This is a genomic window from Burkholderia theae, from assembly GCF_048565265.1.
Taxonomy (GTDB): Bacteria; Pseudomonadota; Gammaproteobacteria; order Burkholderiales; family Burkholderiaceae; genus Burkholderia; species Burkholderia theae.
Map to the genome: position 1 here is coordinate 1573943 of NZ_CP183462.1, position 26978 is coordinate 1600920.

Sequence of the window (26978 nt, forward strand, 5' to 3'; positions counted from 1 at the left end):
ACGCGCAACACCCATGCCTGCCCTTGCAACAACCTGCATCAATCATGACCAGTGACCTGACTCGCCCGCCGGGCAGCCCGTACACGCCGCACGCCGACGTGCCGGCGATGGTGCTGCTGGTCGACGACCAGACGATCGTCGCCGAAGCCGTGCGGCGCGCGCTCGTCGACGAGGACGGCATCGACTTCCATTACTGCCCGCGTTCGGACGACGCGATGGCCACCGCGATCGAGACGCGGCCGACCGTGATCCTGCAGGACCTCGTGATGCCCGGCACCGACGGGCTGAGCCTCGTGAAGGAGTACCGCGCGAATCCGGCGACGCGCGACGTGCCGATCATCGTGCTGTCGACGCAGGAAGAGCCCGTGATCAAGAGCGCCGCGTTCGCGGTCGGCGCGAACGACTACCTCGTGAAGCTGCCCGACCGCATCGAGCTCGTCGCGCGCATCCGCTACCACTCGCGCTCGTACATGAACCTGCTGCAGCGCGACGAAGCCTATCGCGCGCTGCGGCAATCGCAGCAGCAACTGCTCGAGGCCAATCTCGAACTGCGGCGCCTCACGCACTCGGACGGCCTGACCGGGCTGTCGAACCGGCGCTATCTCGACGAATACCTGGCCGCCGAATGGCGACGCGGCACGCGCGAGCGCAGCGAGCTGTCGCTGCTGATGATCGACGTCGACAATTTCAAGCTGTACAACGACACGTATGGACACGTGTCGGGCGACAGCGTGCTCAAGCAGATCGCATCGACCATCGAGCGCTGCCTCGGGCAGTCGGGCGACCTCGCCGCGCGCTTCGGCGGCGAGGAGTTCGCGGTCGTGATGCCGGCCACGTCGCCGGGCGCCGCGCGGCTGCTCGGCGAGAAGATCCGCCTCGCGGTCGAGGCGCTGCGGCTGCGGCACGCGCATTCGTCGACCGGCAACACCGTGACGATCAGCATCGGCGGCGCGACCATCGTGCCGGCGCCCGGCATGCCGACGACCACGCTGATCGAGGCGGCCGACCGCGCACTGTATCGCGCGAAGCACGAAGGCAAGAACCGCGTCGAGATCGATCTGACGCCGACACCGCCGGGCGCCGGCGGGTTCGGCGCGCCGCCCGGCGAATGAGCCCGGGCGCCGCGTTCACGCGGCGCCGAGCCGGCGCGCGTAGTCGTTCGGGTCCAGCGGGCGGCTGAACAGGTAGCCCTGCTGCATGTCGCAGCCGATCTGCTGCAGGAAGCACGATTGCGCCTGCGTCTCGACCCCTTCGGCCGTGACCTTCATCCCGAGCGAATGCGCCATCGCGACCACGGCCTGCGTGATCGCGACCGAATCGTGATGATCGGGCACGCCCGACACGAACGAACGGTCGACCTTCAGGTTGTGCAGCGGAAAGCGCTTCAGGTACGCGAGCGACGAATAACCGGTGCCGAAATCGTCGACCGAGATCCGCACGTTCATGTCCGTGAGCGCTTCGAGCATCGGCAGCACGGTGTCCGTGTCGTTCATCAGCAGTCCTTCGGTGATCTCGAGTTCGAGCGCGGACGGATCGAGCCGCGTCTGCGCGAGACAACGATCGACCGATTCGACGAGCCCTTCGTGGAACTGCCGCGGCGACAGGTTCACGGCCAGCATCAGGTCGGGCGCGATCGTGCGGCGCCATTCGGCCGCCTGCCGGCATGCGGTTTCGAGCACCCACTGGCCGATCGCGACGATCTGCCCGGTGTCTTCGGCAACCGGAATGAATTCCGCGGGCGACAGCGGCCCGAGTTCGGGGCTGGTCCAGCGCAGCAGCGCCTCGGCGCCGACCGTGCGGCCGCTGCGCGCGTCGACGACCGGCTGATAGGCGAGCCGCAGCATGTCCGTCGTGAGCGCGCGCCGCAGCGACTGCTCGATCGCGAAACGGCGCTGCAGCCGCAGGTTGAGCTGCGCGGTGAAGAACGTGAAGTGGTTGCGGCCGCGCTGCTTCGCGTCGTACATCGCCGAATCGGCGTTGCGCATCAGCGTGACGGCGTCGTCGCCGTCGCGCGGCGCGACGCTGATCCCGATCGACACGCCGAGCCAGTACTCGTTGTTCGCGATCGCGAACGGCTTCGCGATCACGTCGATCACCTCGCGCGCGAGCACCTCGAGGCGCTCCGGATCGTCGCAGTCGTCGACGAGGATCACGAACTCGTCGCCGCCGACGCGCGTGAGTGCGTACTGGCCGCCCCCGCAAGCCGCGAGCCGCGACGCGACGCTGCGCAGCAGCGCATCGCCCGCGTCGTGGCCGGCCGTGTCGTTGACCTTCTTGAAGCCGACGAGATCGATGAACAGGATCGCGACGCGCGCGGGCCCGGCCGCCGCATCGCGATCGCCGAACAGTTCGCGCATGCGCTCGGCGAGCCAGCGGCGGTTGTAGAGGCCCGTCAGCGCATCGCGCGTGGCCAGGTAGCGCAGCTGCTGCTGCGCTTCGCGCACCGGGCCGATGTCGTTGAACGATACGAGCACCGAGTCGGCTTGAAGCTCGCCCGGCTTCACGATCGGCACCGCATTGCCGCGCACCCAGATGATGTCGCCGTCCGCGAGGCCGAAGCCGACCGTGTAGTCGAGCATCGGCGTGGCCGTCTCGAGTGCGAGCCGGCTCGGCCAGTCGTCCGGCGCGATCGGCGTGCCGTCCTCCTGCAGCTTGCGCAGGATCACCGACGACAGCCGGCGGCCGACGAGGTCGCCCTTCACGCGCAGCATCCGGTTCGCGCTCGGGTTGCTCGCGACCACGACGCCGTCGCGCGACACGACGAGGATGCCTTCGTTCAGGCTGTTGACGACGAGCCGGTGATGTTCCTCGCTGCGCGCGAGCTGCCGCACCATCCGGTCCTGGTGCACCGCGAGGCCGACGCTGTTGCCGATGTCGCGCAATAGTTCGGTTTCCTCATCGCTTGGACGACGTGGCCGACGGTGATAGACGGCGAACGCGCCGAGCACGGCGCCCGCTTCGTCCAGGAACGGCACCGACCAGCACGCGCGCAAGCCCAGCGGCAACGCGAACGATCGGTAGTCGGCCCACAGCGGATCGGTTTCGATATCCTCGACGGCGACCATCCGGCGCTCGTACATCGCCGTGCCGCATGAGCCCGCCGCGGACCCAATCGACGCGCCGTCGATCGCGGCACTGTACTGCGGGGGCAAGGACGGCGCCGCGCCGACGCGCACGTGCACGCCGTCGGTATCGAGCAGCAGGATCGTGCAGGATGCGCCGTCGCCGAGCAAAGTCTCGGCACGCCGGCAGACTTCGATCAGCAGTTCCGGCAGCGGTGTGTTGCGCGTGATCAGCCTCAGCACGCTTTGCTCGGACGCGAGTACTTCCGCCGCGAGACCGAGGCTGTATCGAGAGCTTTGCGGTTCGGTATTCAAGTTGAATCCTGCCGTCTGTTCGACCGGGTCTGATACGCCCGATTCGTTATCGATCCTTCGTGCCGTTTTTCGCTCCGGGTTTACGCCGATGCCCGGTGCGCCCCGTTGCGCACCGAGCCAAGGTGCGCCGAAATACATTTAACACCAATCCGTGACACCCCGCGCATCCGCGCGCATCAGGGCTTACGCGCGGTCGCGGCGGCGCTTGCGATCGCCAGTCAGCTTGCCGAAAGACTTGCGCGCCGTGCGACGGCCTCGGGCCCCTCCGCGTGCCGCCTTTGAAATCGATTCGTCGGATTGCGGTGGCGCCCGGCTTCCGTCCCGATCAATCGTCCGCGCCGGGATGCGGGCGCGTCACGACCTTCAGCGCATCGATCGCGGCCGCGACCGACACGCCCGCGGGCGCCGCCCGTCAATCCTTGCGGATGTGTTCGGCCAGGAAGTCGATCAGCAGGCGCACGCGCGGCAGCAGCCCGCGTCGCGACGGAAACACCGCGTGCACCACGCCGCCCTTCGGCGCCCATCCCGGCAGCACGTCGACCAGCGTGCCGTTGCGCAGGTCGTCCTCGACGACCATGCACGGCAATTGCACGATGCCGACGCCGTGAATCGCCGCATCGCGCAGCGCGTGCATGTCGTCGGTCACGAAGCGCGGATGATGGCGCAACTGCGCGTGCTCGCCGTTCGGCCCGACCAGTTGCCACACGTGATGCCGCGCCGGCCCCCAGTCGAGGCTCGGCGCGCCGGCCAGCTCGGCCGGGTCCGACGGCGCGGCGCGCCCGCCCAGCCACTGCGGCGCGGCCACCAGCCGCTGCGGGCTGTCGCCGAGAATGCGCATCACGAGATCGCTGTCCTCCAGCGGCGGAAAACGCACGCGCAGCGCGAGGTCGAACCCTTCGCTCAGCGGATCGACGCGGCGGTTCGTCGCCTCGAGATGCACCTGCACTTGCGGATGAGTCGCCATGAAACGCGCGACGAGCTCGCTCACGCGATATTCGAGCAGCGCGGTCGGACAGCTCACGCGGACGATGCCCCGCGGCTCCGCGTGCCGGCGCTCGATCACCTCGCGCGCGGCGTCGGCTTCGACCAGCACGGCAAGGCAGCGCTCGTAGAATTCGCGCCCGGTTTCCGTCACCGTGAAGTGACGCGTCGTGCGCTGCAGCAGCCGCACGTCGTACCGCGCCTCCAGCGCCGCGATGCGTCGGCTCAACGTCGATTTCGGGACATCCAGCGCGCGCCCCGCCTGCGTGAACCCGCCGTGTTCGACCACTTTCACGAAATAGTAGAGGTCGTTCAGGTCATCCATGATTGTTCCATTCATAGAACACTGACGGCATTTTAAGGGACTGGAACGCCGGTTGTTGCACGAATAGCATCTTGATTCGACGTGGATCGACGTTGTCGAGGCGGCCGGGAAGGGTGTCATTTCAACCGGTTCCCTCGGCCGCCCGGCCGATTCACCGAGCTCGGGGCTCCCCCTTATTTCCTGCACTGTCTCTGGAGGCAACCATGGCAAGCGAACCGATTCGCGACCCGGCGAACGACCACCTGCTCACCCCGCAGAATGCGGCGTTCATCGTCATCGATTACCAGCCGGTCCAGGTGAACTCCATCGCGTCGATGGATCGCCAGCTGCTGGTCAACAACATCGTCGGCGCGTCGAAAGCGGCCGTCGCGTACGACCTGCCGATCGTCCACTCGACCGTCAACGTGAAGACGGGCCTGAACAAGCCGCCGATCCCGCAACTGCGCGCGGCGCTCGAAGGTTATCCGACCTACGACCGCACGAGCATCAACTCGTGGGAGGACGTCGAATTCCGCCAGGCCGTCGAGGCGACCGGCCGCAAGAAGCTGATCATGACCGCGCTGTGGACCGAAGCGTGCCTGACGTTCCCGGCGCTCGACGCGCTGAAGGCCGGCTACGAGGTGTACGTGGTCGTCGACGCCGTCGGCGGCACGTCGGTCGCCGCGCACGAAGCGGCGCTGCGCCGCATCGAGCAGGCCGGCGGCCAGATGATCAGCGTCGCGCAGCTGTTCTGCGAACTGCAGCGCGACTGGGCACGCAGCGCCACCGTGCCGGCGTTCATCAACCTGTTCATCGAAACCGGCGGCACCGCCGGCATCCAGTTCTCGTACGACAAGAGCTGACCGGCCCGGCGCGCGCGGCCGCGGGCCGGTTCCCGCCGGCGGCCGCGCGCGCCCATGCCCTGCCCGTTTCATCCGTTCCGGCAGCACCCGGACGGCATCGCGGCCCGCCAAGCCGCGTTTTCGTATCCGTGATTCAATGTCGATCGAACCGGTGTCGCGCATTCCGGCGGCACGGTGATGTGCGTCCTCATCGAACGACTTTCATGGGATCACCATGACGCATCCTGCCGAAATCAAGGCGCTCGTTTTCGATGTCTTCGGAACGATCGTCGACTGGAGAAGCGGCGTCGCACGCGGTGCCGCCGCGTTCCTGGATCGCTACGCGCCCGCGCTCGATCCGTTCGCGTTCGCCGACGCGTGGCGCGCCGAATATTCGCCGTCGATGGAAGAGATCCGCAGCGGGCGCAGGCGCTATGTGCGGCTCGACGTGCTGCATCGCGAGAACCTCGTCCGCACGCTCGACCGCTACGGGATCGTCGACGTGCCGGACGCGGACATCGATGCGCTCAACCTCGCATGGCACAGCCTCGATCCGTGGCCCGACGCCGTCGCCGCGCTGCACCGGTTGAAGCGGCGCTTCATCATCGCGCCGCTGTCGAACGGCAACATCCGGCTGATGGTCGACGTCGCGAAACGCGCGGGGCTGCCGTGGGACGCGATCCTCGGCGCCGAGGTCGTCCGCGCGTACAAGCCGTCGCCGCAGGTGTACAGCGACACGGTCGAGATTCTCGGCGTCGCGCCGGCCGAGCTGTGCCTCGTCGCGGCCCACAACGGCGACCTCGCCGCCGCGCGCCGGCTCGGGCTGTCGACCGCGTTCGTGCTGCGGCCGACCGAACACGGGCCCGGCCAGACGACCGACCTGCAAGCCGACGATGCGTGGGACTTCGACGTCAAGGACCTGAACGAACTCGCGGACCGGCTCGGCTGCCCGGCTTGAGCGATGCGTGCGCCGGGTGCGCCCGGCGACTGGTAGACTCCGCAACCATTGCCCTTTCCGATTCGCGTGCCCGCATGTCATCTCCGCTGCATCTGGTAGAAGGCAAACTGACCGCGCTACGCTTCCTCGAGCGCCCGGATCAGGACAGTTCCGAAGGCCATCCGATACGGCCGGTCGACCCGGAAGCCAGGAAGCAATCGCTCGGCTACTGGTTCACGCACAACGTGGTGCCGATCATGGCCGCGCTGACCGGCAACGGCGCCGCGGCCAATGCGCTGGTGTTTCAGCAAACCAGCGAAGACAGCATCCTCGCGAAACTGGATGCCGAGGCCGACAAGATCGCGCATCCGGCAACGTGGTCGTACGCGAACATCCGCGACAGCAAGACCTACGTGTCGCAGAACGCGTCCGTGACCGTCGGCAAGAACGGCAGGATCATCCTCGCCAAACTTCCGGTGGAAATCGAAATCGGCGGGCAAACGTATCGCGGCTTCCTGGGCGGGCAATGCTTCGACGTCGGCGACGAGGTCGTGGCCGTCATCAACCGGCAGGGCCGCCTGTTTGCGCTGTCGTCTCCCGACCGGCGCTATCTGGCGATGGATTACGCGTGCGGCAATACGGGGCTGGCCGGCCTGACGCACACGCTGTGGCTGGCCTGGAAATGGTCGTTCATCGGCGTGAATTGCCTGGTCGTCCCGATGATGATCCTGGTGCTCTGGACCGGCGACGGCGGGTTTTCCGACCTCGAGCTCGACCTGCTGATGCTGCTGGGCGGGCCGCTGATGATGGGCGTCCTGCTCGCCCTGATCATCGGTGTGCGGCTGTCATGGTCCGACTGGCTGCCGGCGTGGCGCACGTCGAGCATCCTGAATGCGCTGGGCCGCCCGGATCTGTGCACGCGCGATTTCGCCGACGCCCGCAGCGAGGCCGAACGCAAGGGCCAGGTGCGCGACACGGATATCGGTCAGATCTATTACGCGTAGCGTCCGGCGCTCCCGCGCGCCGGCTTGTCCGCCGCCGCGACATGATCGAGAATGCATCGTCGCCGGTCGTGTTCCGACGGTTGGCATCGATTTCTGGCAGCCCCCACCGGAGAACGAACATGGACGAACAGCCCAACGGCCTGGACGCAGCGTTTATCGCCAGGCAGCGTCAGCGGCTCGAGGCCTTGCAGCGGCAAGTGCTCGGCGGCGAGGAAAGCACCCTCGCGCAGGAACGGCAACAACAGGAAACGACCGGCGCGGAGGCCGAGGAACGCGAGGACGACGCGCAGACGCTCGAACAGGACGTCGCGAACCAGGCGCTGCGCAACGTCAACGTCCGCCGGATCGCCGACATCCAGCGCGCGCTGGAAAAGATCGCGGACGGCACCTACGGATACTCCGACGAAAGCGGCGATCCGATTCCGATCGGGCGACTCGAAGCCGTTCCGGAGGCCATCTACACCGTCGACGAAGAAGGCCGGCGCGAATCGGGACAATGACCGGACCCCGGCAGGTCTCGATCTAGCGCGCGGGGAGGGTCGCGTCCCCGGTCAGGTCGCCGGTTCCAGCGCGACGGCACGCCCCTTCGCCGCGAGCGCGAGGCGCCGCCAGTTGCGCGCCGCATACCGGTGGGCCTGCTGCAGCGCCACCCACAGGCCGATCTGACGAATCGGTTTCAGGAAACCGCGCGCACTGAACACGGTCCGCCGCTCGACGCGCGTCTTGCCGCCTTCGACCGGCGTCAGCGTGAATTCGTCCTCGAGCAGACCGACCCAGTCGCGGCACCAGACCGTCGACGCCACCATCCGGTAACGCAGCCGGCGATTCTCGTCGAGCACGAGGATCCGCTGGTCGATCGTGCCGCGATCGGTCGTGCACTGGCGCGTGTTGCCAACGGCCGGCATGCCTTCCAGCACGCGGCAACTGACCGGCTTCGGCACGCCGAGGCGGAACAACAACGGCCGCGTGTCGTCCATCCGGGCATGGAGGAAATGCGGCCACACGTGCTCGGGCCGGCAATCGAAAGTCCACTGCGAATGAATTTCCACGACACGCTCCTGGCGGCTGGCGATGCGGATATGACGGGATGATAGTCCTCGCGGCCGCCTCGTGCCGCCCGAACATCGGCGCCACGCCCGCTGGGCGAAACGCCGCCGCTTCGGTCACCCGCTATTCCGGCTCGCCGACAAACATCAGCTTCCCTGACTCGCCCATCAACAATGCCCGATTCGCATCCGCCGCCGCGCGCAGGTAATCCCACAGCGCGGTCACGCGCCGCAGCTTGCGCAGATCTTCCCGGCAGGTCAGCCAGAAACACCGCGTGACGACCACGTCGTCCGGCAGCACGGGCACCAGCGCCGGCTGCGTGGCCGCCATGAAGCACGGCAGGATCGCGAGCCCGCCGCCCTGCAGCGCCGCGAAATACTGCGCGATCACGCTCGTCGTGCGCAGCCCGGCCGTCGCGCCCGGCACCGCGCGCTCCAGGTACAGCAGCTCGTTGCTGAACGCGAGATCGTCGACATAACTGATGAACGCATGCCGCGCGAGATCGTCCGTGCACGTGATCGGCGCGTGGTTCGCGAGATAGTCGCGCGTCGCATAGAGCCGCAACTGGTAGTCGCACAACTTGGTGACCACGTACGGCCCGCGCTCGGGCCGCTCGAGCGTGATCGCCAGATCGGCCTCGCGCTTCGGCAGGTTGACGAAATGCGGGACGGGCAGCAGGTCGACCGTCACGTGCGGATGCGCGGCGCGAAACTGCGCGAGCTGCGGCGCCAGGAAAAAGCAGCCGAATCCTTCCGTCGACCCGATCCGCACGTGGCCCGACAACGCCGCGCCCGTGTTCGCGATCTGGTCGCACGCGGACTGCACGGTCGTCTCCATTGCATCGGCATACGCGACGAGCCGCTGCCCTTCGGCCGTCAGCGTGAAACCGCCGGAGCGCGACTTGTCGAACAGCAGCGTGCCGATCGCCGCCTCGAGCGCGCGGACGCGCCGCGCGACGGTCGTGTAGTCGACCCCGAGCCGCTTCGCGGCGCCGCTCGCGCGCTGCGTGCGCGCGACTTCGAGGAAGAAACGCAGGTCGTCCCAGTTCAGGTTGCCGGAAACCGGCTCGGTGGCATGTCGCATCGGCGGGGAAAAAGGGCTGGAGTCTCCGGGCCGGCCGTCGATATGCATAAATGCACATCCAACCGGCTTCTTTATCGGTACATCATGAATCTGCGCATAACTATACTCGACCGTGACCTGCGGACCACGAGCCGCGGCACCCACCACGGAGACACCATGCAGACGCGATCCACCCTCGATGAGCATGCGACAGTCGCGACGCCGGCACCCGCCCGCACCGCGAAGCACTACCTGCTGGCCGGCTGGGCCAGCATGGCCGGCACGACGATCGAGTGGTACGACTTCTTCCTCTACGGCACGGCCGCCGCGCTCGTGTTCAACCGCATCTTCTTCCCGTCGCTGGACCCCGTCGTCGGCACGCTCGCCGCGTTCGGCACGTTCGCGGTCGGCTTCATCGGGCGGCCGATGGGCGGCATCGTGTTCGGCCACTTCGGCGACCGCATCGGCCGCAAGTCGATGCTGATGATCACGCTGCTGCTGATGGGCGTGCCGAGCATGATCATCGGGTTGATCCCGTCGTACGACCGCATTGGCTACTGGGCGGCCGCGCTGCTGATCGCGATGCGCTTCCTGCAGGGGATGGCGGTCGGCGGCGAATGGGGCGGCGCGGTGCTGATGGCCGTCGAACACGCGCCGAAGGGCCGCAAGGGGCTGTTCGGCAGCCTGCCGCAGACGGGCGTCGGGCTCGGCCTGATCCTGTCGTCGGTCGCGATGGCTGCGGTGGCCGCGCTGCCGGAAGCCGACATGCTGTCGTGGGGCTGGCGCGTGCCGTTCCTCGCGAGCATCGCGCTGGTCGGCCTCGGCTGGTTCATCCGCGCGAAAGTGCCCGAGTCGCCCGACTTCGAGAAGATCCGGCGCCAGGGCAAGGCCGAGAAGTCGCCCGTGACGGCCGCGCTGCGCCGCCATCCGCGCGAGGTGCTGACGATCGTCGGCGCGCGCGCCGCCGAAAACACCTGGTTCTACATGGTCGTCACGTTCGCACTCGCTTACGCGACGCAGCAGCTCCATCTGCCGAAGGCCGCGATGCTGCACGCGATCACCGCCGGCGCCGCGCTGTCGCTCGTCACGATGCCGTTGTGCGGCCACCTGAGCGACAAGATCGGCCAGCGCCGGATGTTCGCGATCGGCCTCGTGCTGATGTGCGCGTTCGCCGCGCCGTTCTTCATGATGCTCGGCACGCAGCAGACGTCGTACGCGTGGTGGGCGATCGTGCTCGGCCTCGGCGTCGTGTTCCCGATCCTCTATGCGCCGGAAGCGCTGCTGTTCGCGCAGCAGTTCCCGGCGGAAATCCGCTACAGCGGCATCTCGCTGTCGGTGCAGCTGGCCGGCGTGATCGGCGGCGGCTTCGCGCCGATGATCGCGACGTCGCTGCTCAAGGTCGGTGGCGGCCAGCCGCACTACGTGATCGCGTACCTCGTCGGCTTCGGCGTGTTCGCGCTCGGGTGTACCGCATTGATGCGCCGGCCCGCGCCTGAACGCGCCTGATCGCACCTGCGCCGGATCGATTTCAGTTCACCCTGCCGTCCGCCGTGCACGCACGCGCGGCGGACGCGGGGCCCGTTTTTCATCGCCACACAGTTTTCCGGAGAGTTCCATGAACGCCGCAGTTCCCCAGACCACCCTCGCCCTGCCCACCGCCAAGCTGCTGATCGACGGCGCGTTCGTCGAATCGCAAAGCGCCGAATGGGGCGACATCGTCAACCCCGCGACGCAGGAAGTGATCGGCCGCGTGCCGTATGCGACGCTCGACGAGGTCGACGCCGCGATCGCGTCCGCGCAGCGCGCGTTCCAGACCTGGAAGACGACGCCGATCGGCGCGCGGCTGCGCATCATGCTGAAGTTCCAGGATCTCGTGCGCCGCAATCTCGAACGGATCGCGCACACGCTCACCGCCGAGCAGGGCAAGACGCTGCCCGACGCGCAGGGCGACATCTTCCGCGGCCTCGAAGTGGTCGAGCATGCGTGCTCGATCGGCACGCTGCAGCAAGGCGAATTCGCGGAGAACGTCGCGGGCGGCGTCGATACCTACACGCTGCGCCAGCCGATCGGCGTATGCGCGGGCATCACGCCGTTCAACTTCCCCGGGATGATCCCGCTGTGGATGTTCCCGATGGCGATCGTGTGCGGCAACACGTTCGTGCTGAAGCCGTCGGAGCAGGACCCGCTGTCGACGATGCAGCTCGTCGAACTCGCGATCGAGGCCGGCGTGCCGCAGGGCGTGCTGAACGTCGTGCACGGCGGCAAGACGGTGGTCGACCGCCTCTGCACGCATCCGGACATCAAGGCGATCTCGTTCGTCGGCTCGACGCGCGTCGGCACGCACGTGTACAACCTCGGCAGCCAGCACGGCAAGCGCGTGCAGTCGATGATGGGCGCGAAGAACCACGCGGTGGTGCTGCCCGATGCGCACCGCGAACAGTCGATCAATGCGCTCGTCGGCGCGGGCTTCGGCGCGGCCGGCCAGCGCTGCATGGCGACGTCGGTCGTCGTGCTCGTCGGCCAGGCGCGCGACTGGCTGCCCGATCTCGTCGAGAAGGCGAAGGTACTGAAGATCAACGCGGGCCACGAGCCGGGCACGGATGTCGGGCCGGTCGTGTCGAAGGCCGCGCACGCGCGCATCACCGCGCTGATCGACGAAGGCGTGAAGGCCGGCGCGACGCTCGAACTCGACGGCCGCGGCGTGACGGTGCCCGGCTACGAGCACGGCAACTTCGTCGGCCCGACGATCTTCTCGGGCGTGACGACCGACATGTCGATCTATACGGAAGAAATCTTCGGGCCGGTGGTGGTCGTGCTCGAAGCCGACACGCTCGACGAAGCGATCGCGCTCGTCAACGCGAACCCGATGGGCAACGGCGTGGGGCTGTTCACGCAGAGCGGCGCGGCCGCGCGCAAGTTCCAGAGCGAGATCGACATCGGCCAGGTCGGCATCAACATCCCGATTCCGGTGCCGGTACCCTACTTCAGCTTCACCGGTTCGCGCGGCTCGAAGCTCGGCGATCTCGGCCCGTACGGCAAGCAGGTCGTGCAGTTCTACACGCAGACGAAGACGGTCACCGCGCGCTGGTTCGACGACGACGCGACGGCCGGCGGCGTGAACACGACGATCGCGCTGCGCTAATTACCGAGGCTCGCACATGGAAATCGCATTCATCGGGCTCGGCAACATGGGCGGCCCCATGGCCGCCAACCTGCTCAAGGCCGGCCACACGCTGACGGTGTTCGACCTCGACGCACACGCGGTCGACGCCGCGGTGCGCGCGGGCGCGACGGCGGCGGCCTCGCCGCGCGACGCGGCCGCCCGCGGGGCGGTCGTGATCACGATGCTGCCGGCCGCGCAGCACGTACGCGCCGTCTACCTCGGCGACGACGGCGTGCTGGCCGGCGCGCGCGCCGGCGCAACGCTGATCGACTGCAGCACGATCGATCCCGGCACCGTGCGCGCGGTGGCCGAAGCCGCCGCGCAGCGCGACTTCCCGCTCGCCGACGCACCCGTGTCGGGCGGCACCGGCGGCGCGCAGGCCGGCACGCTGACCTTCATGGTCGGCGCGGATGCCGCGCTGTTCGAGCGCATCCGCCCGGTGCTGCTCGACATGGGCAAGAACGTCGTGCATTGCGGCGGCACCGGCACCGGGCAGATCGCGAAAATCTGCAACAACCTGCTGCTCGGGATCTCGATGATGGGCGTGTCCGAAGCGATGGCGCTCGGCGCCGCGCTTGGCATCGAGCCGGCCGTGCTGGCCGGCATCATCAACACGTCGACCGGCCGCTGCTGGAGTTCGGATACGTACAACCCGTATCCGGGCGTGAGCGACACGGCGCCGGCCGCGCGCGGTTATGCGGGCGGTTTCGCGGCGAACCTGATGCTGAAGGATCTCGGGCTCGCGACCGAAGCCGCACGGAGCGCGCATCAGCCGGTGTGGATGGGCGCGCTCGCACAGCAGCTGTATCAGTCGATGAGCCAGCAGGGACTCGGCGCGCTCGACTTCTCCGCGTGCGTGAAGCTGTACGAGGCGCAGCCCGCGTAACCCGCACAGCCGACGCCGGACGTGCGCCGACCCGCGATGCGCTTGCGACGCATCGCGGGTCGTTTTGCATGCGGGGGACGGAGAATGCAGGGGGCGGCGGCGCGACAACGCCGCCGGGTGTTCAACCGCGCGGGTTCGACGCCGTTTCGAAGGTCGGATGGCACTCGAACGCGAGTTCGGAGCGCGCGTCGACACGGCGGCCGCCGGTCAGCGATTCCTGCTTCATGCTCGCGCGCATGCCGCGCTGCGTGCAGAAGTTGTTGGCTTCGTTGAAAGCCTTCTCATGGGCGTCGGCCCACGTCGTCGATACGCCGACCGTGCGCGTCGTCACGGTAAATACGTTCGGGTTCGACGTCGCGGTCACGTCGGAAGCGGTCGAACACGCGGCGAGCAAGCATGCGGCAGCCGCGACGGTCAACCATCGCAGGGTTCGAAAGGGTACTGGAATGGACATGGGAACTGGCGCACGCCGGGTTGGCGTGCATTGAGCAACATAGGCGCCAGTATGCCTGCTCGATCGCGGGAGATCATGCCCTTTTCAGTGAACACATTGTTTCGAATGGTTAAACGATCGCTCGCGCAGGCAAGATTTACAGCCGGCGCTGCCGTCGTTTTCACACGGCGGGTAGTTTTGTCCTACCGGCGCATCGGTCAATGCGCGCGCTCCTGCCGGATCCTCGCCGACGCTTGCGCCAGATCCCGCCACGCCGGCTGCCCCGGCGCGTAGCGCGCGCGAATGTATGCGGCGAGTTCGGCCATCTGCCGGTCGTCGAACGCGTCGCCGAAACCCGGCATGTAACCGAGCTGGTCGGTGGCCGGCTGGTCGATCCCGTGATGCAGCACGCGCAGCAGGTTGTCCGGCGCGGCCTGGCTGACGCTCGTATTGAGTCCCATCAGCGGGCGCACGCCGAAATGCCCGACCCCGCCCGATTCCGCGTGACAGACCGCGCACGCCGCGTCGAACGCGCGGCGGCCGTTCTCGAGGCCGAGCGTCGCGACGGCTTCCACGCCGCGCGCCTGCCGGCTGGCCGCGTCGGCAGCCACCGCGGCGTCGACGGGCGGCGACAACGACGCGAGATAGTGCGCAATCGCCTGCACGTCCGACTCGGGCAGCGACGCGAGCCCCGCGACGACGGGCGCCATCGGCCCGGCCGCGACGCCATGCTGCGCGGAGAAGCCCGTGCGCAGGTAGTCGAACAGCGCGCCTTCGGTCCACGGCACGGGCGCGGCCGGCGACGCGACGAGTGGCGGCGCGACCCATCCCTCGGCCTCGCCGCCCGACAGGTACGCAAAACCGCCCTTCTCCGCGCCCAGCGCGTTGCGCGGCGTATGGCACGCGCCGCAGTGCCCGGCGCCGTCGACCAGATACTTGCCGCGATTCCACAACGTGGAGCGCGCCGCGTCCGGCGCGAACGGCCGCGCGTCGTGAAACAGCCAGTTCCAGCCGGCGACGAGGCGCCGCTGGTCGAGCGGGAACGGCAGCTTCGTCTTCGGCGGCACGTGCTTCACCGGCGGCTGCGACATCAGGTACGCATAAAGCGCGAGCAGGTCGGGCTCGCTCAGCTTCGCGAACGCCGTATAGGGGAACGCCGGGTACAGGTGCGTGCCGTCGCGCGAGATGCCTTCGCGCATCGCGCGCGCGAACGCCGGATACGACCAGGTGCCGATGCCGGTGTCCGGATCGGGCGTGAGGTTGGTCGTATAGATCGTGCCGAACGGCGTATCGAGCGCGAGCCCGCCCGCGTTGGTCGCGCCGCCGGGCGCGGTGTGACACACCGCGCAATCGCCGGCGAGTGCGACCTGGCGGCCGCGTTCGAGCGTCGCCGCGCTCCACATCGCGCCGTCCGCGCCGCCGGGTGCGACGGGCGCGATCGGCGCGGGCCCCGGCAGGATCGCGCACGCGAGCCCGATCAGTCCGCCGACCACGCCGCCCGCGCCACCGCCGGCCAGCCAGCGGCGCCAGCGCGATGCGCGGCGCGGCACGTTGCGCGGCCCGTCGCCGGAATCGGCCGGCACCGGTTGCGCGAGCGCCGCGCGAATCCGCCCGGCATCGAACGGCGGTGCGCGAAACCGCACGCCCGTCGCGTCGTACAGCGCATTCGCGATCGCCGCCGCGGCCGGTGCGGCCGCCTGCTCGATCCGGCGCGCGTCGTACGCGGACAGATCGCCGTGCGCGCGGTGCGCCGCGTCGTCGAACGCAACCAGCTCGTGCGCGATCGCGTCCGGCTGCGCCCCCGGACCGGTTTCGTCATGCGCGGGCCGCGCGGACAATCGCGTGCCCATCACGCGCGAAATCGCCGCCTCGATCTGCCACGCGGGCAAGCCGGCCAGCGACGCGTCGCCCGGTTCGCCGGCACCCTGCCCGGCCACGACGCGCCGTACCGCGACGTCGCCCGTCGCGCGGTCGACATCGAGATCGACGACCCACGCGGACCAGCGCGCCTCTGCGTCATGCGAGGCATCTGCAGCCGTTGCGGCCGAAGGTTCGTCACCGCGCAGCGCGGCAGGCGCGCCGGCGCCATCGAATGCGAAGCCGCGACCGCTGACTCGCGCATGGGCATTCGCATCCGCCGCGATCGGCGCACCCCATGCGGCGCGCTCGCTGACCATCCGGATAATCTCGCGCGGCCCCGCATCCCGCGATGCATCGAGATGCTGCAGACGCAACGCGACCGGGTCGCGCCGCAGCGTGTCCGCGAGTTCGTCGACGAAGGATTCGCGCGCAAACACGTGCGCGTGACCCGGAATCGCGCCTCCGGTATCGGCCAGCTCGATCGACGTCTGTGCATGCCGGTAGACGAACGGCGCTGCCGGGCCGGGCTCCGCGCCGTCGTTCGTCGAAGCGTGCGGCACACGACCATCGTCCGTTACCGTGCCCGTGCCGGCCGCCTGCGCGCGATAGCGCCAGGTCGTCATCCGCCCGTCGGGCGCGGTGTGCGTTTCGACATCGAGCGACGCCTGCGCGCGTGTTTCGCCGATCGGCCATGCGTAGCGCGCGTGGTGCGTGCGCGATGCGTTGGCGGCGGCTTCCTCGCGTGGCTCGTGCACCGTCACAGGTTCCGGCTGCGCGGGCAGGCTCACGTCATGCTTCATGGCCATCCCGCAGATAACGCGCGGCGCGATGCACGGCCCGAAGGATCTCCAGGTGCGTGCCGCAGCGGCAAAGATTGAAGCGCAGCGCGTCGCGGATCGCCGCATCGTCCGGCGCGGGATGGCGGTCGAGCAGCGCCTTCGTGCTCATGATCATCCCGTTCAGGCAATAACCGCATTGCGCGGCCTGCTCGTCGATGAACGCGCGCTGGATCGGATGCGGCGCGTCGCGCGACCCGAGCCCTTCCAGCGTCGTGACCTCGCGCCCGCGCGCGGCGGCGGCCGGCACGACGCACGAGCGCGTCGCCTGTCCGTCGACGAGCACCGTGCACGCACCGCACTGCCCGAGCCCGCAGCCGTATTTCGGGCCGTTGAGCGCGCAGTCGTTGCGCAGGACCAGCAGCAGCGGCGCGTCGGGCGCGGCATCGTCGAAGGTGTGCGGCGTGCCGTTCACGCGGAACGCCAGCGGCCGCGACGGAGAAGCGGGATGGGACATGAATGGATCCGGAATGCGGAGCGCGAGCCGACGGTCGGCCGGCGGCGGGCACTGCCGCCGGCTGGCACCGCCGGCGCGCGCCTGACATATAACACGCCGAAAAACGCGCGGTATCGGCGCATCGATCGCGCGCCGGCGCCGACACGGCCGGCGCGGGAACCGCGTGCGCGTCAGGCCGCGGCCGCCACGCCGCTGCGCGACGGCGCCACGAGCGGCACGTCGAACACGTCGTAGCCGAACACCCACGACGGATCCTCGTTGGTGCGCAGCCACGTGTTGTTGTGCGACACGAGCTGCACCTTCGACGCACGCGCCGCGCGATTCGCCTCGTACAGCGCGAACGCGCCCGCGTAATCGCTGGCACCGACCTCGTCGAGACAGCGCGCGAGCATCGCGGCATCCTCGATCGCCATCGCCGCGCCCTGCGCCATATGCGGCTTCATCGGATGGCACGCGTCGCCGAGCAGCACCAGGCGGCCACGGCTCCACAGCGGCAGCGGGTCGCGCTCCAGCAGCGGCCACTTGGTGATCGACGGCGACACGTCGATCAGGTGCTGGATATCGGCATGGAACCCCGCGAACGCTTCGCGCATTTCGTCGCGGCTGCTGTCGACCATCGACACGCCTTCGGGCCATTCGGCCTGCGGCACGCCGGTCACGTAGTAATACTCGTCGCGCTTCTCGGTCACGTAATAGACCATCATGTGGCGATCCTCCGACCACCACTTCACGCACATGTCGTACGGCTTGTTGCCCAGCAGCGACGCCGGAAACACCGCGCGGTGCGCGACATAACCCGTGTAGCGCGGCGGTTCCGCGCCGAGCAGGTGCTCGCGGATCCGCGAATTCACGCCGTCCGCGCCGATCACGATGTCGGCCGTGTCGACGCTGCCGTCGGCAAACGTCAGGCGCACCGCGTCGCCGGTGTCCTCCACCGCCGCGAGCCGCTTGCCGAAGCGGATCGTGCCGGGCGTCACCGCCTGCGTCATCAATGCATGGAAATCGCCGCGATGCACGGTCAGGTAGCTCGCGCCGTAGGTCTTGCGCGCGTAGTCGCCGAGCGGAATCTGCGCGAGCACGTCGGCGCTCTGCCAGTCGCGGCTGTACCAGAAATCCGGGTGCGAACCCATCGTGTTCAACGCGTCCTCGCAGCCGATGCGCCGCATGATCTTCATCACGTTCGGGCCGAGGTGGATACCCGCGCCGAGGCGCGAGAACGCCGGTGCCTGCTCGTACAGCGCGACATCGTAGCCGCTGCGCTGAAGCAGCGCCGCGGCGGCCGTGCCGCCGAGACCGGCGCCGATGATTGCGATACGGGGTGTGCTCATGCGGATCTCCTGATCGTGGGCCCGTCGCCGGACGCGGCGCGAGGACGGGCGGATTGAATGGCGTTTATGTAGCGTACACACTCAATTTATTCAGGACAAGCGGATTGTTGAGCGCTTCAGTCGCATTCGGGAAAACACCGATATTTCGTTGAATATCCCCGCTCATAAACGATCACGCCGCGCCGAACATCATTTTGATGCATTGCCATTTTCAAATGTACACACTAGACTTTGCTCGAAATCCGGCGATCTCGCGTCAGCGCGCCGCCTCACCCTTACCGACACGGAGCCTCCCGTCATGAGCAAGACCTACCGCATCGGCCAGATCGTGCCGAGTTCCAACACGACGATGGAAACCGAGATTCCCGCGATGCTGCGGTTGCGCGAAACGATCCGCCCCGAGCGCTTCACGTATCACTCGAGCCGGATGCGGATGAAGAAGGTGGTCAAGGAAGAACTCGCGGCGATGGATGCCGAATCCGACCGCTGCGCGGTGGAGCTGAGCGACGCGCGTGTCGACGTGCTCGGCTACGCCTGCCTCGTCGCGATCATGGCGATGGGACACGGCTACCACCGCGTGTCGCAGGCGCGCCTCACGAAGCACACGGCCGACAATGGCGCGCAGGCGCCGGTGCTAACCAGCGCGGGCGCGCTCGTCGACGCGCTGAAGGTGATCGGCGCGAAGCGCATCGTCGTCGTCGCGCCGTACATGTTGCCGCTCACCGAACTCGTGGTCGACTACATCCGCAACGAAGGATTCGACGTGCTCGCCTACCGCGCGCTGGAGATTCCCGACAACCTCGACGTCGGCCGTCACGATCCGGCGCGCCTGCCCGACATCGTGAAGACGCTGCCGTACCAGGACGCCGACGCAATCGTGCTGTCCGCGTGCGTGCAGATGCCGTCGCTGCCGGCCGTCGCGAAGGTCGAGGCGATGACGGGCAAGCCGGTCATCACAGCCGCGATCGCGACCACCTACGCGATGCTGCGCGAGCTCGACCTCGAACCCGTCGTGCCCGGCGCCGGCGCGCTGCTGTCCGGCGCGTACTGAACGCGGCCCTTCCGACGGAGTCCACCCATGCCCTCGACTTTCCTCAACGGCGCGAACGTCCACGCAAACGGCATCCGCCAGCACTACCTGCGCTACGGCGGCACGACCGGCGCGCGCGCGGCGCGACCCGCGATCGTGCTGATTCCCGGCATCACGAGCCCCGCGATCACGTGGGGCTTCGTCGGCGAAGTGTTCGGCGCGGCGTTCGACACCTACGTGCTCGACGTGCGCGGCCGCGGGCTGTCCGACGCGTCGCCGGCGCTCGACTACAGCCTCGATGCGCAAGCGGACGACATCGTGGCGCTGGTCGCCGCGCTCGGCCTGCCGCGCACGAGCCTCGTCGGCCACTCGATGGGCGCGCGGATCGCCGCGCGCGCGGCCCGACGCGGCATCCGCGGGCTCGAATCGGTCGTGCTCGTCGATCCGCCCGTGTCGGGTCCGAACCGCCGCGACTATCCGGGCAAGCTGCCGTGGTACATCGACTCGATGGCGCTCGCGCGCGCCGGCACCGACGCCGAAGGCATGCGCGCGTTCTGCCCGACCTGGACCGATGCCGAATTGCAGTTGCGCGCCGAATGGCTGCATACCTGCGACGAGCGCGCGGTGCGCGCGACGTACGAAGGGTTCCATACCGACGATTTCCACGCGGACGCCGCGCGCTTGACGGTGCCGTCGCTGCTGATCACGGCCGAACGCGGCGACGTGGTGCACGACGACGACGTCGCTGAACTGCAGCGCGCGACGCCGTCGATGCGGCACGTGCGCGTGCCCGATGCCGGCCACATGATCCCGTGGGACAACGCGCCGGGCTTCTACGCGGCGTTCGGCGACTTCCTCGGCGCGCCGCTCGCGGCCTGAGCCCGTTTCGCCCCCCCTCTTTCCCTCACGCCTTTACCGGAGCCGACGATGCCAGTCAGCGACACCCAACTGATCGACGCGTGGAAGCAGGTACTCACGCTGTCGCGCCTCGAACCGGGCCAGACCGTCACGATCCTGACGAGCGCGGCCACCCATCCGCAGACGCTGTCGTGCGCGCTGATCGCGACGCAATCGATGGGCGCGATCGTCAACCGGCTCGACCTGCCGCCCGTCAACGGCGACAAGGCGTTCAGCCGCGACCCGCTCGCGTATCTCGGCACGACGCCGCTGACCGGCAACAAGGCCGCGATCGCCGCATTGCGCGAAAGCGACCTCGTGCTCGACCTGATGACGCTGCTGTTCTCGCCCGAACAGCACGACATCCTGAAGGCCGGCACGAAGATCCTGCTCGCGGTCGAGCCGCCTGAAGTGCTCGTGCGGATGGTGCCGACGCTGGCCGACCGCACGCGCGTGCTCGCCGCGGCAAAAAAAATCGCCGCCGCCCGCGAGATGCGCGTGACGTCGGCGGCCGGCACCGCGCTCACCTGCCCGCTCGGCGATTTCCCGCCGACGGCCGAGTACGGTTTCGTCGATGCGCCGGGCCGATGGGATCACTGGCCGAGCGGCTTCGCGCTGACCTACCCGAACGACCGCACCGCGCGCGGCACGATCGTGATCGATCGCGGCGACATCCTGCTGCCGCAGAAGCACTACGTGAGCGAGCCGATCGCGCTGACCGTCGAAGGCGGTTATGCGACGCGCATCGAAGGCGGCGTCGACGCCGACCTGCTGCGCGACTACATGGAAACCTTCGCCGACCCCGAAGGCTATGCGATCTCGCATATCGGCTGGGGGCTGCAGCCGCGCGCGCGCTGGTCGACGCTCGGGCTGTACGACCGCGAGGCGACGATCGGGATGGACGCACGTGCGTTCGAGGGCAACTTCCTGTTCTCGCTCGGCCCGAACAACGAAGGCGGCGGCAACCGCACGACCACCTGCCACATCGACATCCCGCTGCGCCGCTGCACGGTCGAACTCGACGGCGAAACCGTCGTGCGCGACGGCCGCGTGACCGACCAACCCGCCTGACCGACAAGCACCCGACACCATGACCGATCTTTCCCATCACGCCGAAGCGAACGTGTATCGCCAGCAGGGTTTCGGCACGCCGCTGCCGCCGCACGGCAACATCGGCCTCTTGATCGTCGATTTCGTGGTCGGCTTCGCCGATCCCGCGACGTTCGGCGGCGGCAACATCGCACCGGCGATCGCACGCACGACCCGTGCGCTCGCGCTGGCGCGCGAACGCGGCTGGCCCGTCGCGCACAGCCGCATCGTCTACGCGGACGACGGCAGCGACGACAACGTGTTTTCGCTGAAGGTGCCCGGCATGGCGACGCTGACCGAGCACCATCCGAACAGCGCGATCGTGCCCGAACTCACGCCCGCGGCCGGCGAACTCGTCGTGCGCAAGACCGTGCCGTCGGCGTTCTTCGGCACGCAACTCGCGCCGTGGCTCGCGCAGCGCGCGGTGCAGACGCTGCTGGTCGCCGGCGCGGTGACGAGCGGCTGCGTGCGCGCGAGCGTGGTCGACGCGATGTCGCACGGGTTCCGTCCGCTCGTGCTCGCCGATTGCGTCGGCGATCGTGCGATCGCGCCGCACGACGCGAACCTGTTCGACATGCAGCAGAAATATGCGGCCGTGATGCCGCTCGACGACGCGATCGCGGCGATCGACGCCATGCATGCCCGCGCACGCTGAGTCGCGACCGATCGCATGCGGCGCCCGCGATTGACGCTGCGCTTTTGGCGACCTAAATTGGCCCGACGCGCGCCGCACGATCCTTCCCCGACGCAACCGGTCGCCGGCCGCGCCGCTCCCGACAGGACACCTCCCCCGTGAACCGCTCCGAACTGCTCGCGCGCACTGGCTGCCTGACCGTGATCCGGCCGCCCGCGCCGCCCGTCAAGCCGGCGCCCGGCCAGCCGGGCAGCCTGTCGTCCTTTGTGCCGGCACTGCCCGAAGTCTTCGTCGCGATTCTCGACGACGGCCGCATCCTCGCGTTCAACGGACACGTCGATCTCGGCACCGGCATCCGCACGTCGCTCGCGCAGATCGTCGCCGAGGAACTCGACGTGCCGGCCGCGCGCGTGACGATGGTGCTCGGCGACACGGCCGCGACCCCGAACCAGGGCCCGACCATCGCGAGCGCGACGATCCAGATTTCCGCGACGCCGCTGCGTTGCGCGGCCGCGCAGGCGCGTCACGCACTGCTCGCGCTCGCCGCCGAACGGTTCGGCGTCGACGCGGCGCAACTGAGCGTCGACAACGCGACGATCTCGGCGGCCGGGCAAACGGCGACGTTCGCCGCGCTCGTCGCCGCGCAGCGGATCGCGCTGACGCTGGACCCGACCATCCGCACGAAAGACCCCGCGCATTACCGGATCGTCGGCAAGTCGTCGCCGCGCGTCGACCTGCCCGCGAAGGCAACCGGCCAGCTCACGTTCGTGCACGACATGCGCGTGCCGGGCATGCTGCACGGCCGCGTCGTGCGGCCGCCGTACGCGGGACACGACAGCGGCCCGTTCGTCGGCACCTCGCTCGTTGACGTCGACCGTGCATCGGTGGCCGACGTGCCGGGGCTGGTGGCGGTCGTCGCGATCGGCGATTTCGTCGGCGTCGTCGCCGAGCGCGAGGAACACGCGATCCGCGCGGCGCGCCAGTTGCGCGCGACGTGGCGGCCGCATCCCGCGCTGCCGCCGCTCGACGCGCCGGCCGCCGCGATCGCCGCCGCGCCGGCCAAACGCCGCGTGCTGCTCGACGAAGGCGATGTGGACGCGGCACGCGCGCAGCCCGACACGATCACGCTGTCGCGCACCTATGCGTGGCCGTTCCAGATGCATGGCTCGATCGGTCCGTCATGCGCGCTCGCCGATTACCGGGAACCCGGCGACGGCCGGATCACCGTGTGGTCCGGCACGCAGAATCCTGTCTCGCTGCGCTACGACCTCGCGACACTGGTCGCGCGCGACGAAGCCGATTTCGATGTCGTGCGGATGGAAGCGGCCGGCTGTTATGGCCGCAACGGCGCCGACGACGTGTGCGGCGATGCGCTGCTGCTGTCGCGCGCGGTCGGCCGCCCGGTGCGCGTGCAACTGTCGCGCGCGGACGAGCATCTGTGGGAACCGAAAGGCGCGGGCCAGCTGATGCAGGTGACCGGCACCGTCACGCGCGACGGCCGCTTGCTCGGCTACGACTTCACGACCCGCTATCCGTCGAACGACGCGCCGCTGCTCGCGGCGCTGCTGACCGGCGCGATCGCGCCCGAGCCGCGCGTGTTCGAGATGGGCGACCGCACGGCCGTGTCGCCGTACGCGAGCCCGCATCGCCGCTTCGTCTGCGAGGATCTCGCGCCGCTCGTGCGCGCGTCGTGGCTGCGCGGCGTGTCGGCATTGCCGAACTCGTTCGCGCACGACGCGTTCGTCGACGAATGCGCGGCGCTGACGGGTATCGATCCGCTCGCGTTCCGGCTGCGTCACCTGCAGGACCCGCGCGCGACGGAACTGCTGCTGGCCGTGGCCGATCGCGCGGGTTGGACGCCGCGCACGCAGCGCGAACGCGACGGCGCGCGACTCGTGCATGGACGCGGGGTCGCCTATGCGCGCTACGTGCACAGCCGCTTTCCCGGATTCGGCGCGGCATGGTCGGCATGGATCGTCGACCTGAGCGTCGATCGCGTGTCGGGCGAGATACGCATCGAACGCGTGACGGTCGGCCAGGACACGGGCACGATGATCAACCCGGATGGCGTGCGCCACCAGATCCACGGCAACGTGATCCAGGTATTGAGCCGCACGCTGAAGGAGCGCGTGCGGTTCGCGGACGGCAAGGTCGCGTCGCGCGAATGGGCGAGTTATCCGATCCTGACGTTCGCGGAAGTACCGGACGTCGATGTGGTGCTGATGCCGAGGCAGGGCGAGCCGCCGCTCGGCGCGGGCGAATCGGCGTCGGTGCCGGGCCCGGCCGCGGTCGCGAACGCGCTGTTCGATGCCACCGGCGTGCGGTTCTACGCGCCACCGTTTACGCCCGAGGCGGTCCGCGCCGCGCTGCGCGACGCCGGCCGGCTGATGCGTGCCGACGAGGCCGGCGAGGCCGTCACCGCAGGCACGACGTAGGCCCGACCCGCGCCGCTACCGCATCACGCGTCGCCGTCCTCTTCCATCATCTTGCGCAGCAGGAACTGCAGCGCGACACGTTCGCCCGGATTGAGCGCGCCATAGGTGCGCTCCGTCACCTGTCGCGCAAACGGCACCGTGCGCTCGATCAGCGCAAGGCCGCTCGCGGTCGCGCGCACGAGCAGCTTGCGGCCGTCGTTCGGGTCGTGCAGCACCTCGATCAGCGCCCGCGCCTTCAGGCGCTCGACGACGCCGCGTATCGTCGCCTGATCGATCGCGGTCGCCTTGACGATGTCGTTCAGCGAGCACGCCTGCCTTTCCTTGACCGCGCACAGCGTCACGAACTGCGCGGCCGTGAGGTCCGAATCGGGGATCGCTTCCTGGAAGATCGAAACGTGCCGCTGATAGGCGCGGCGCAGCAGGTGCCCGACCTGGTCGTGAAAGTCGTAGGAATCCTTGGAAGACGCCATGAAAGTGCAGGCCCGTGCCGCGTGTAAGGGAAAGACAAGGAGTGTACACCCTCAATTCCACGCAACCGGCCGCCGGGCAGCCGCTTCATTGCGGTGCATCAGGATTCGCGGTGCCCGCTACGCAGCATGCCTGACGATCGCCTGACAGGAGCGGATTGCGCCGGTGGCACCGCCGGGACGATCGGCCGCCCGCGTCCGAACCTGCTGCCGCACACGCGTTTACGCGCTGCGGCAGGCTTTCACGCACACACTCCATTTTTAAGCGCATACGCACGAATATTGTGCATATTCAGGCGCGCTCCCAGATCATTCATACACATGTTTTAGATCGCCTAAAACCCCACTAAAAGCGCGGTTTTCTTCACACGAACGCTTGCCGACACGCGTCGATTTTCATGCCTGTGCGATTCCGTATTTTCTAGTGTGTACGCTATTTAATTGCCGTGATATACAGACTCCAGTGCGCAGCGGAACCTTCGCTCGCGTCGATCGGCCACCCATTCATCCGTCACATTCGAACAGGGGCAACCCCATGTCTACCGCACACCCGAGCGCCGCCGTTTCCCCCGACGACGCGCTGCACGGCAATCTTTATCGCAAGGTCACGCTGCGCCTGATCACCCTCTTCTGTTTGTGCTACTTCGCGGCCTATCTCGACCGCATCAACATCGGGCTCGCGAAACTCCAGATGCTCGACGCGCTGAAGTTCAGCGATACCGTGTACGGGCTCGGCGCCGGCCTGTTCTTCGGCGGTTACATCCTGTTCGAAGTCCCGAGCAACCTGGTGCTGCAGCGCGTCGGCGCAAAGCTGTGGATCGCGCGGATCATGATCACGTGGGGCCTGCTGTCGGGCGCGACGATGTTCGTGCACACGCCGATGCAGTTCTATGTCGTGCGCTTCCTGCTCGGCGCCGCCGAGGCCGGCTTCCTGCCGGGCGTGCTGCTGTACCTGACGCAGTGGTATCCCGATGCGCGCCGCGCGCGGATCGTCGCGCTGTTCATGGTCGGCCTGCCGCTGTCGAGCATGATCGGCAGTCCGATCTCCGGCTGGATCATGCGCGCGTTCGACGGCGCGCACGGGCTTGGCGGCTGGCAGTGGCTGTTCCTGCTCGAAGCGCTGCCGTCGGTGCTGCTCGGCTTCGCGGTGCTGCGCTGGCTGCCCAACAACATCGAATCCGCGCAATGGCTGAACGCCGACGAAAAGCGGACGCTGCGCGCGAATCTCGACGCCGATCCGGCCGGCAACAAGAGCCACGCGCTCGGCAAGGCGTTCTCCGATCCGAAGGTGTGGGCGCTCGGCCTGATCGACCTGTGCGTGCTGCTCGGCCTGTATGCGGTGAGCTTCTGGCTGCCGACGATCCTGCGCGACACCGGCGTGAAGGACGCGTATCACATCGGCTGGCTGATGGTGATTCCGAATGCCGCCGCCGTGCTCGCCACGCTGTATTGCGGCGCGAGCTCCGATCGCGCACGCGAGCGCCGCTGGCATATCGTCGTGCCGTTCATGGTGTCGGCCGTCGCGCTGACGATCGCGGCGGCGTCGTCGCACGGCACGCTCGGGACGATACTGCTGTTCTCGCTGATCAACGCGGGCGCGGCGGCCGCGATGCCGGTGGTCTGGGCGCTGCCGTCCACGTTCCTGAAGGGCTCGGCCGCGGCCGGCGGGATCGCGTTCGCGTGCTCGATCGCGAACCTCGGCGGGTTCGGCAGCACCTATTTCATCGGCTGGCTGCGCGATACGTTCCATTCGCAAAGCGCGGGGCTGTATGGCTTCGCCGCTTGCATGCTCGTTGGCTGCGCGCTCGCGCTTGCATTTCCGGCGAAGCTCGTGAACCGCTGACGGATTGCGTCGCCCACGCGCGACGCTGTCCCTTCTTTTACGACCGCGCCTGTCGCGCGGTCCGTC

23 protein-coding genes are annotated in these 26978 nt (G+C 68.6%); 14 read left to right on the forward strand and 9 right to left on the reverse strand.

The features are described 5' to 3' along the window. Nucleotides 1-44: 44 nt before the first annotated feature. Nucleotides 45-1112: a diguanylate cyclase domain-containing protein gene (locus tag ACN22W_RS24570; protein ID WP_412024842.1), complete on the forward strand. Its 1068-nt coding sequence runs from the start codon at nt 45-47 to the stop codon at nt 1110-1112. Between the two features lie 15 nt (nt 1113-1127). Here the strand turns inward: ACN22W_RS24570 and ACN22W_RS24575 are convergent, their stop codons facing one another. Continuing rightward, on the reverse strand, nt 1128-3377 hold the full coding sequence (locus ACN22W_RS24575) for a putative bifunctional diguanylate cyclase/phosphodiesterase (RefSeq protein ID WP_419689736.1): 2250 nt from the start codon (nt 3375-3377) through the stop codon (nt 1128-1130). Nucleotides 3378-3789: 412 nt separating this feature from the next. Then, entirely contained in the window at nt 3790-4683 is an 894-nt protein-coding gene (locus ACN22W_RS24580; protein ID WP_343495476.1) for a LysR substrate-binding domain-containing protein, read from the reverse strand. Between the two features lie 203 nt (nt 4684-4886). Between ACN22W_RS24580 and ACN22W_RS24585 the strand changes: the two genes are divergently transcribed. From ACN22W_RS24585 to ACN22W_RS24600, 4 genes are all read left to right on the forward strand, one after another. Then, nucleotides 4887-5525: a hydrolase gene (locus ACN22W_RS24585; RefSeq protein ID WP_419689737.1), complete on the forward strand. Its 639-nt coding sequence runs from the start codon at nt 4887-4889 to the stop codon at nt 5523-5525. A gap of 214 nt (nt 5526-5739) precedes the next feature. Continuing rightward, the gene (locus ACN22W_RS24590) at nt 5740-6462 is read left to right on the forward strand and encodes a haloacid dehalogenase type II (protein ID WP_419689738.1); all 723 of its coding nucleotides are present in this window, start codon (nt 5740-5742) and stop codon (nt 6460-6462) included. Next, nucleotides 6459-7445 carry a hypothetical protein gene (locus ACN22W_RS24595; protein ID WP_419689739.1) on the forward strand — a complete coding sequence of 329 codons (987 nt, stop codon included), beginning with the start codon at nt 6459-6461 and terminating at the stop codon, nt 7443-7445. The genes ACN22W_RS24590 and ACN22W_RS24595 overlap by 4 nt, the downstream gene beginning before the upstream one ends. Before the next feature lie 119 nt (nt 7446-7564). Then, entirely contained in the window at nt 7565-7945 is a 381-nt protein-coding gene (locus ACN22W_RS24600; RefSeq protein WP_419689740.1) for a TraR/DksA family transcriptional regulator, read from the forward strand. A 51-nt stretch (nt 7946-7996) separates the two neighbouring features. Here ACN22W_RS24600 and ACN22W_RS24605 read toward each other — a convergent pair whose 3' ends face one another. Beyond that, nucleotides 7997-8494 (reverse strand): hypothetical protein, encoded by a 498-nt coding sequence (locus ACN22W_RS24605; RefSeq protein WP_419689741.1) that lies wholly within the window; start codon nt 8492-8494, stop codon nt 7997-7999. A gap of 121 nt (nt 8495-8615) precedes the next feature. Next, nucleotides 8616-9575: a LysR family transcriptional regulator gene (locus ACN22W_RS24610; protein ID WP_419689742.1), complete on the reverse strand. Its 960-nt coding sequence runs from the start codon at nt 9573-9575 to the stop codon at nt 8616-8618. 156 nt (nt 9576-9731) lie between these two features. On the opposite strand from ACN22W_RS24610, the gene ACN22W_RS24615 reads away from it, so the two are divergent. From ACN22W_RS24615 to mmsB, 3 genes are all read left to right on the forward strand, one after another. Next, entirely contained in the window at nt 9732-11060 is a 1329-nt protein-coding gene (locus ACN22W_RS24615) for an MFS transporter (RefSeq protein WP_419689743.1), read from the forward strand. A gap of 109 nt (nt 11061-11169) precedes the next feature. Further along, nucleotides 11170-12696 (forward strand): CoA-acylating methylmalonate-semialdehyde dehydrogenase, encoded by a 1527-nt coding sequence (locus ACN22W_RS24620; protein WP_129517028.1) that lies wholly within the window; start codon nt 11170-11172, stop codon nt 12694-12696. 16 nt (nt 12697-12712) lie between these two features. Beyond that, on the forward strand, nt 12713-13603 hold the full coding sequence (mmsB, locus tag ACN22W_RS24625) for a 3-hydroxyisobutyrate dehydrogenase (RefSeq protein WP_412024849.1): 891 nt from the start codon (nt 12713-12715) through the stop codon (nt 13601-13603). Nucleotides 13604-13724: 121 nt separating this feature from the next. Here mmsB and ACN22W_RS24630 read toward each other — a convergent pair whose 3' ends face one another. From ACN22W_RS24630 to ACN22W_RS24645, 4 genes are all read right to left on the reverse strand, one after another. Beyond that, complete coding sequence (locus ACN22W_RS24630; protein ID WP_419689744.1) at nt 13725-14057, reverse strand: hypothetical protein; 333 nt, start codon at nt 14055-14057, stop codon at nt 13725-13727. A 197-nt stretch (nt 14058-14254) separates the two neighbouring features. Continuing rightward, nucleotides 14255-16696: a c-type cytochrome gene (locus tag ACN22W_RS24635; protein WP_419689745.1), complete on the reverse strand. Its 2442-nt coding sequence runs from the start codon at nt 16694-16696 to the stop codon at nt 14255-14257. Further along, nucleotides 16686-17189 carry a (2Fe-2S)-binding protein gene (locus tag ACN22W_RS24640; RefSeq protein ID WP_193100876.1) on the reverse strand — a complete coding sequence of 168 codons (504 nt, stop codon included), beginning with the start codon at nt 17187-17189 and terminating at the stop codon, nt 16686-16688. The genes ACN22W_RS24635 and ACN22W_RS24640 overlap by 11 nt, the downstream gene beginning before the upstream one ends. A gap of 170 nt (nt 17190-17359) precedes the next feature. After that, the gene (locus ACN22W_RS24645; protein WP_129517022.1) at nt 17360-18517 is read right to left on the reverse strand and encodes an FAD-dependent monooxygenase; all 1158 of its coding nucleotides are present in this window, start codon (nt 18515-18517) and stop codon (nt 17360-17362) included. A 298-nt stretch (nt 18518-18815) separates the two neighbouring features. On the opposite strand from ACN22W_RS24645, the gene ACN22W_RS24650 reads away from it, so the two are divergent. The 5 genes from ACN22W_RS24650 to ACN22W_RS24670 all read left to right on the forward strand — a co-directional run bounded on the left by ACN22W_RS24650 (nt 18816) and on the right by ACN22W_RS24670 (nt 24602). Next, nucleotides 18816-19568, forward strand: coding sequence for an Asp/Glu racemase (locus tag ACN22W_RS24650; protein ID WP_048246304.1), 753 nt, complete (start codon nt 18816-18818; stop codon nt 19566-19568). A 27-nt stretch (nt 19569-19595) separates the two neighbouring features. Next, the gene (locus ACN22W_RS24655) at nt 19596-20426 is read left to right on the forward strand and encodes an alpha/beta fold hydrolase (RefSeq protein ID WP_419689746.1); all 831 of its coding nucleotides are present in this window, start codon (nt 19596-19598) and stop codon (nt 20424-20426) included. Between the two features lie 48 nt (nt 20427-20474). Further along, a complete protein-coding gene (locus ACN22W_RS24660) occupies nt 20475-21515 on the forward strand; it encodes a 2,5-dihydroxypyridine 5,6-dioxygenase (RefSeq protein WP_419689747.1) in 1041 nt (346 codons plus the stop codon). A gap of 19 nt (nt 21516-21534) precedes the next feature. Beyond that, the gene (locus ACN22W_RS24665) at nt 21535-22188 is read left to right on the forward strand and encodes an isochorismatase family protein (RefSeq protein ID WP_419689748.1); all 654 of its coding nucleotides are present in this window, start codon (nt 21535-21537) and stop codon (nt 22186-22188) included. Nucleotides 22189-22325: 137 nt separating this feature from the next. Then, on the forward strand, nt 22326-24602 hold the full coding sequence (locus tag ACN22W_RS24670) for a molybdopterin cofactor-binding domain-containing protein (protein WP_419689749.1): 2277 nt from the start codon (nt 22326-22328) through the stop codon (nt 24600-24602). A 23-nt stretch (nt 24603-24625) separates the two neighbouring features. Here ACN22W_RS24670 and ACN22W_RS24675 read toward each other — a convergent pair whose 3' ends face one another. After that, nucleotides 24626-25072 carry a MarR family winged helix-turn-helix transcriptional regulator gene (locus ACN22W_RS24675; RefSeq protein ID WP_129517017.1) on the reverse strand — a complete coding sequence of 149 codons (447 nt, stop codon included), beginning with the start codon at nt 25070-25072 and terminating at the stop codon, nt 24626-24628. Between the two features lie 532 nt (nt 25073-25604). Here ACN22W_RS24675 and ACN22W_RS24680 point away from each other — a divergent pair. After that, complete coding sequence (locus tag ACN22W_RS24680) at nt 25605-26912, forward strand: MFS transporter (RefSeq protein ID WP_419689750.1); 1308 nt, start codon at nt 25605-25607, stop codon at nt 26910-26912. The last annotated feature ends 66 nt before the right edge of the window (nt 26913-26978 follow it).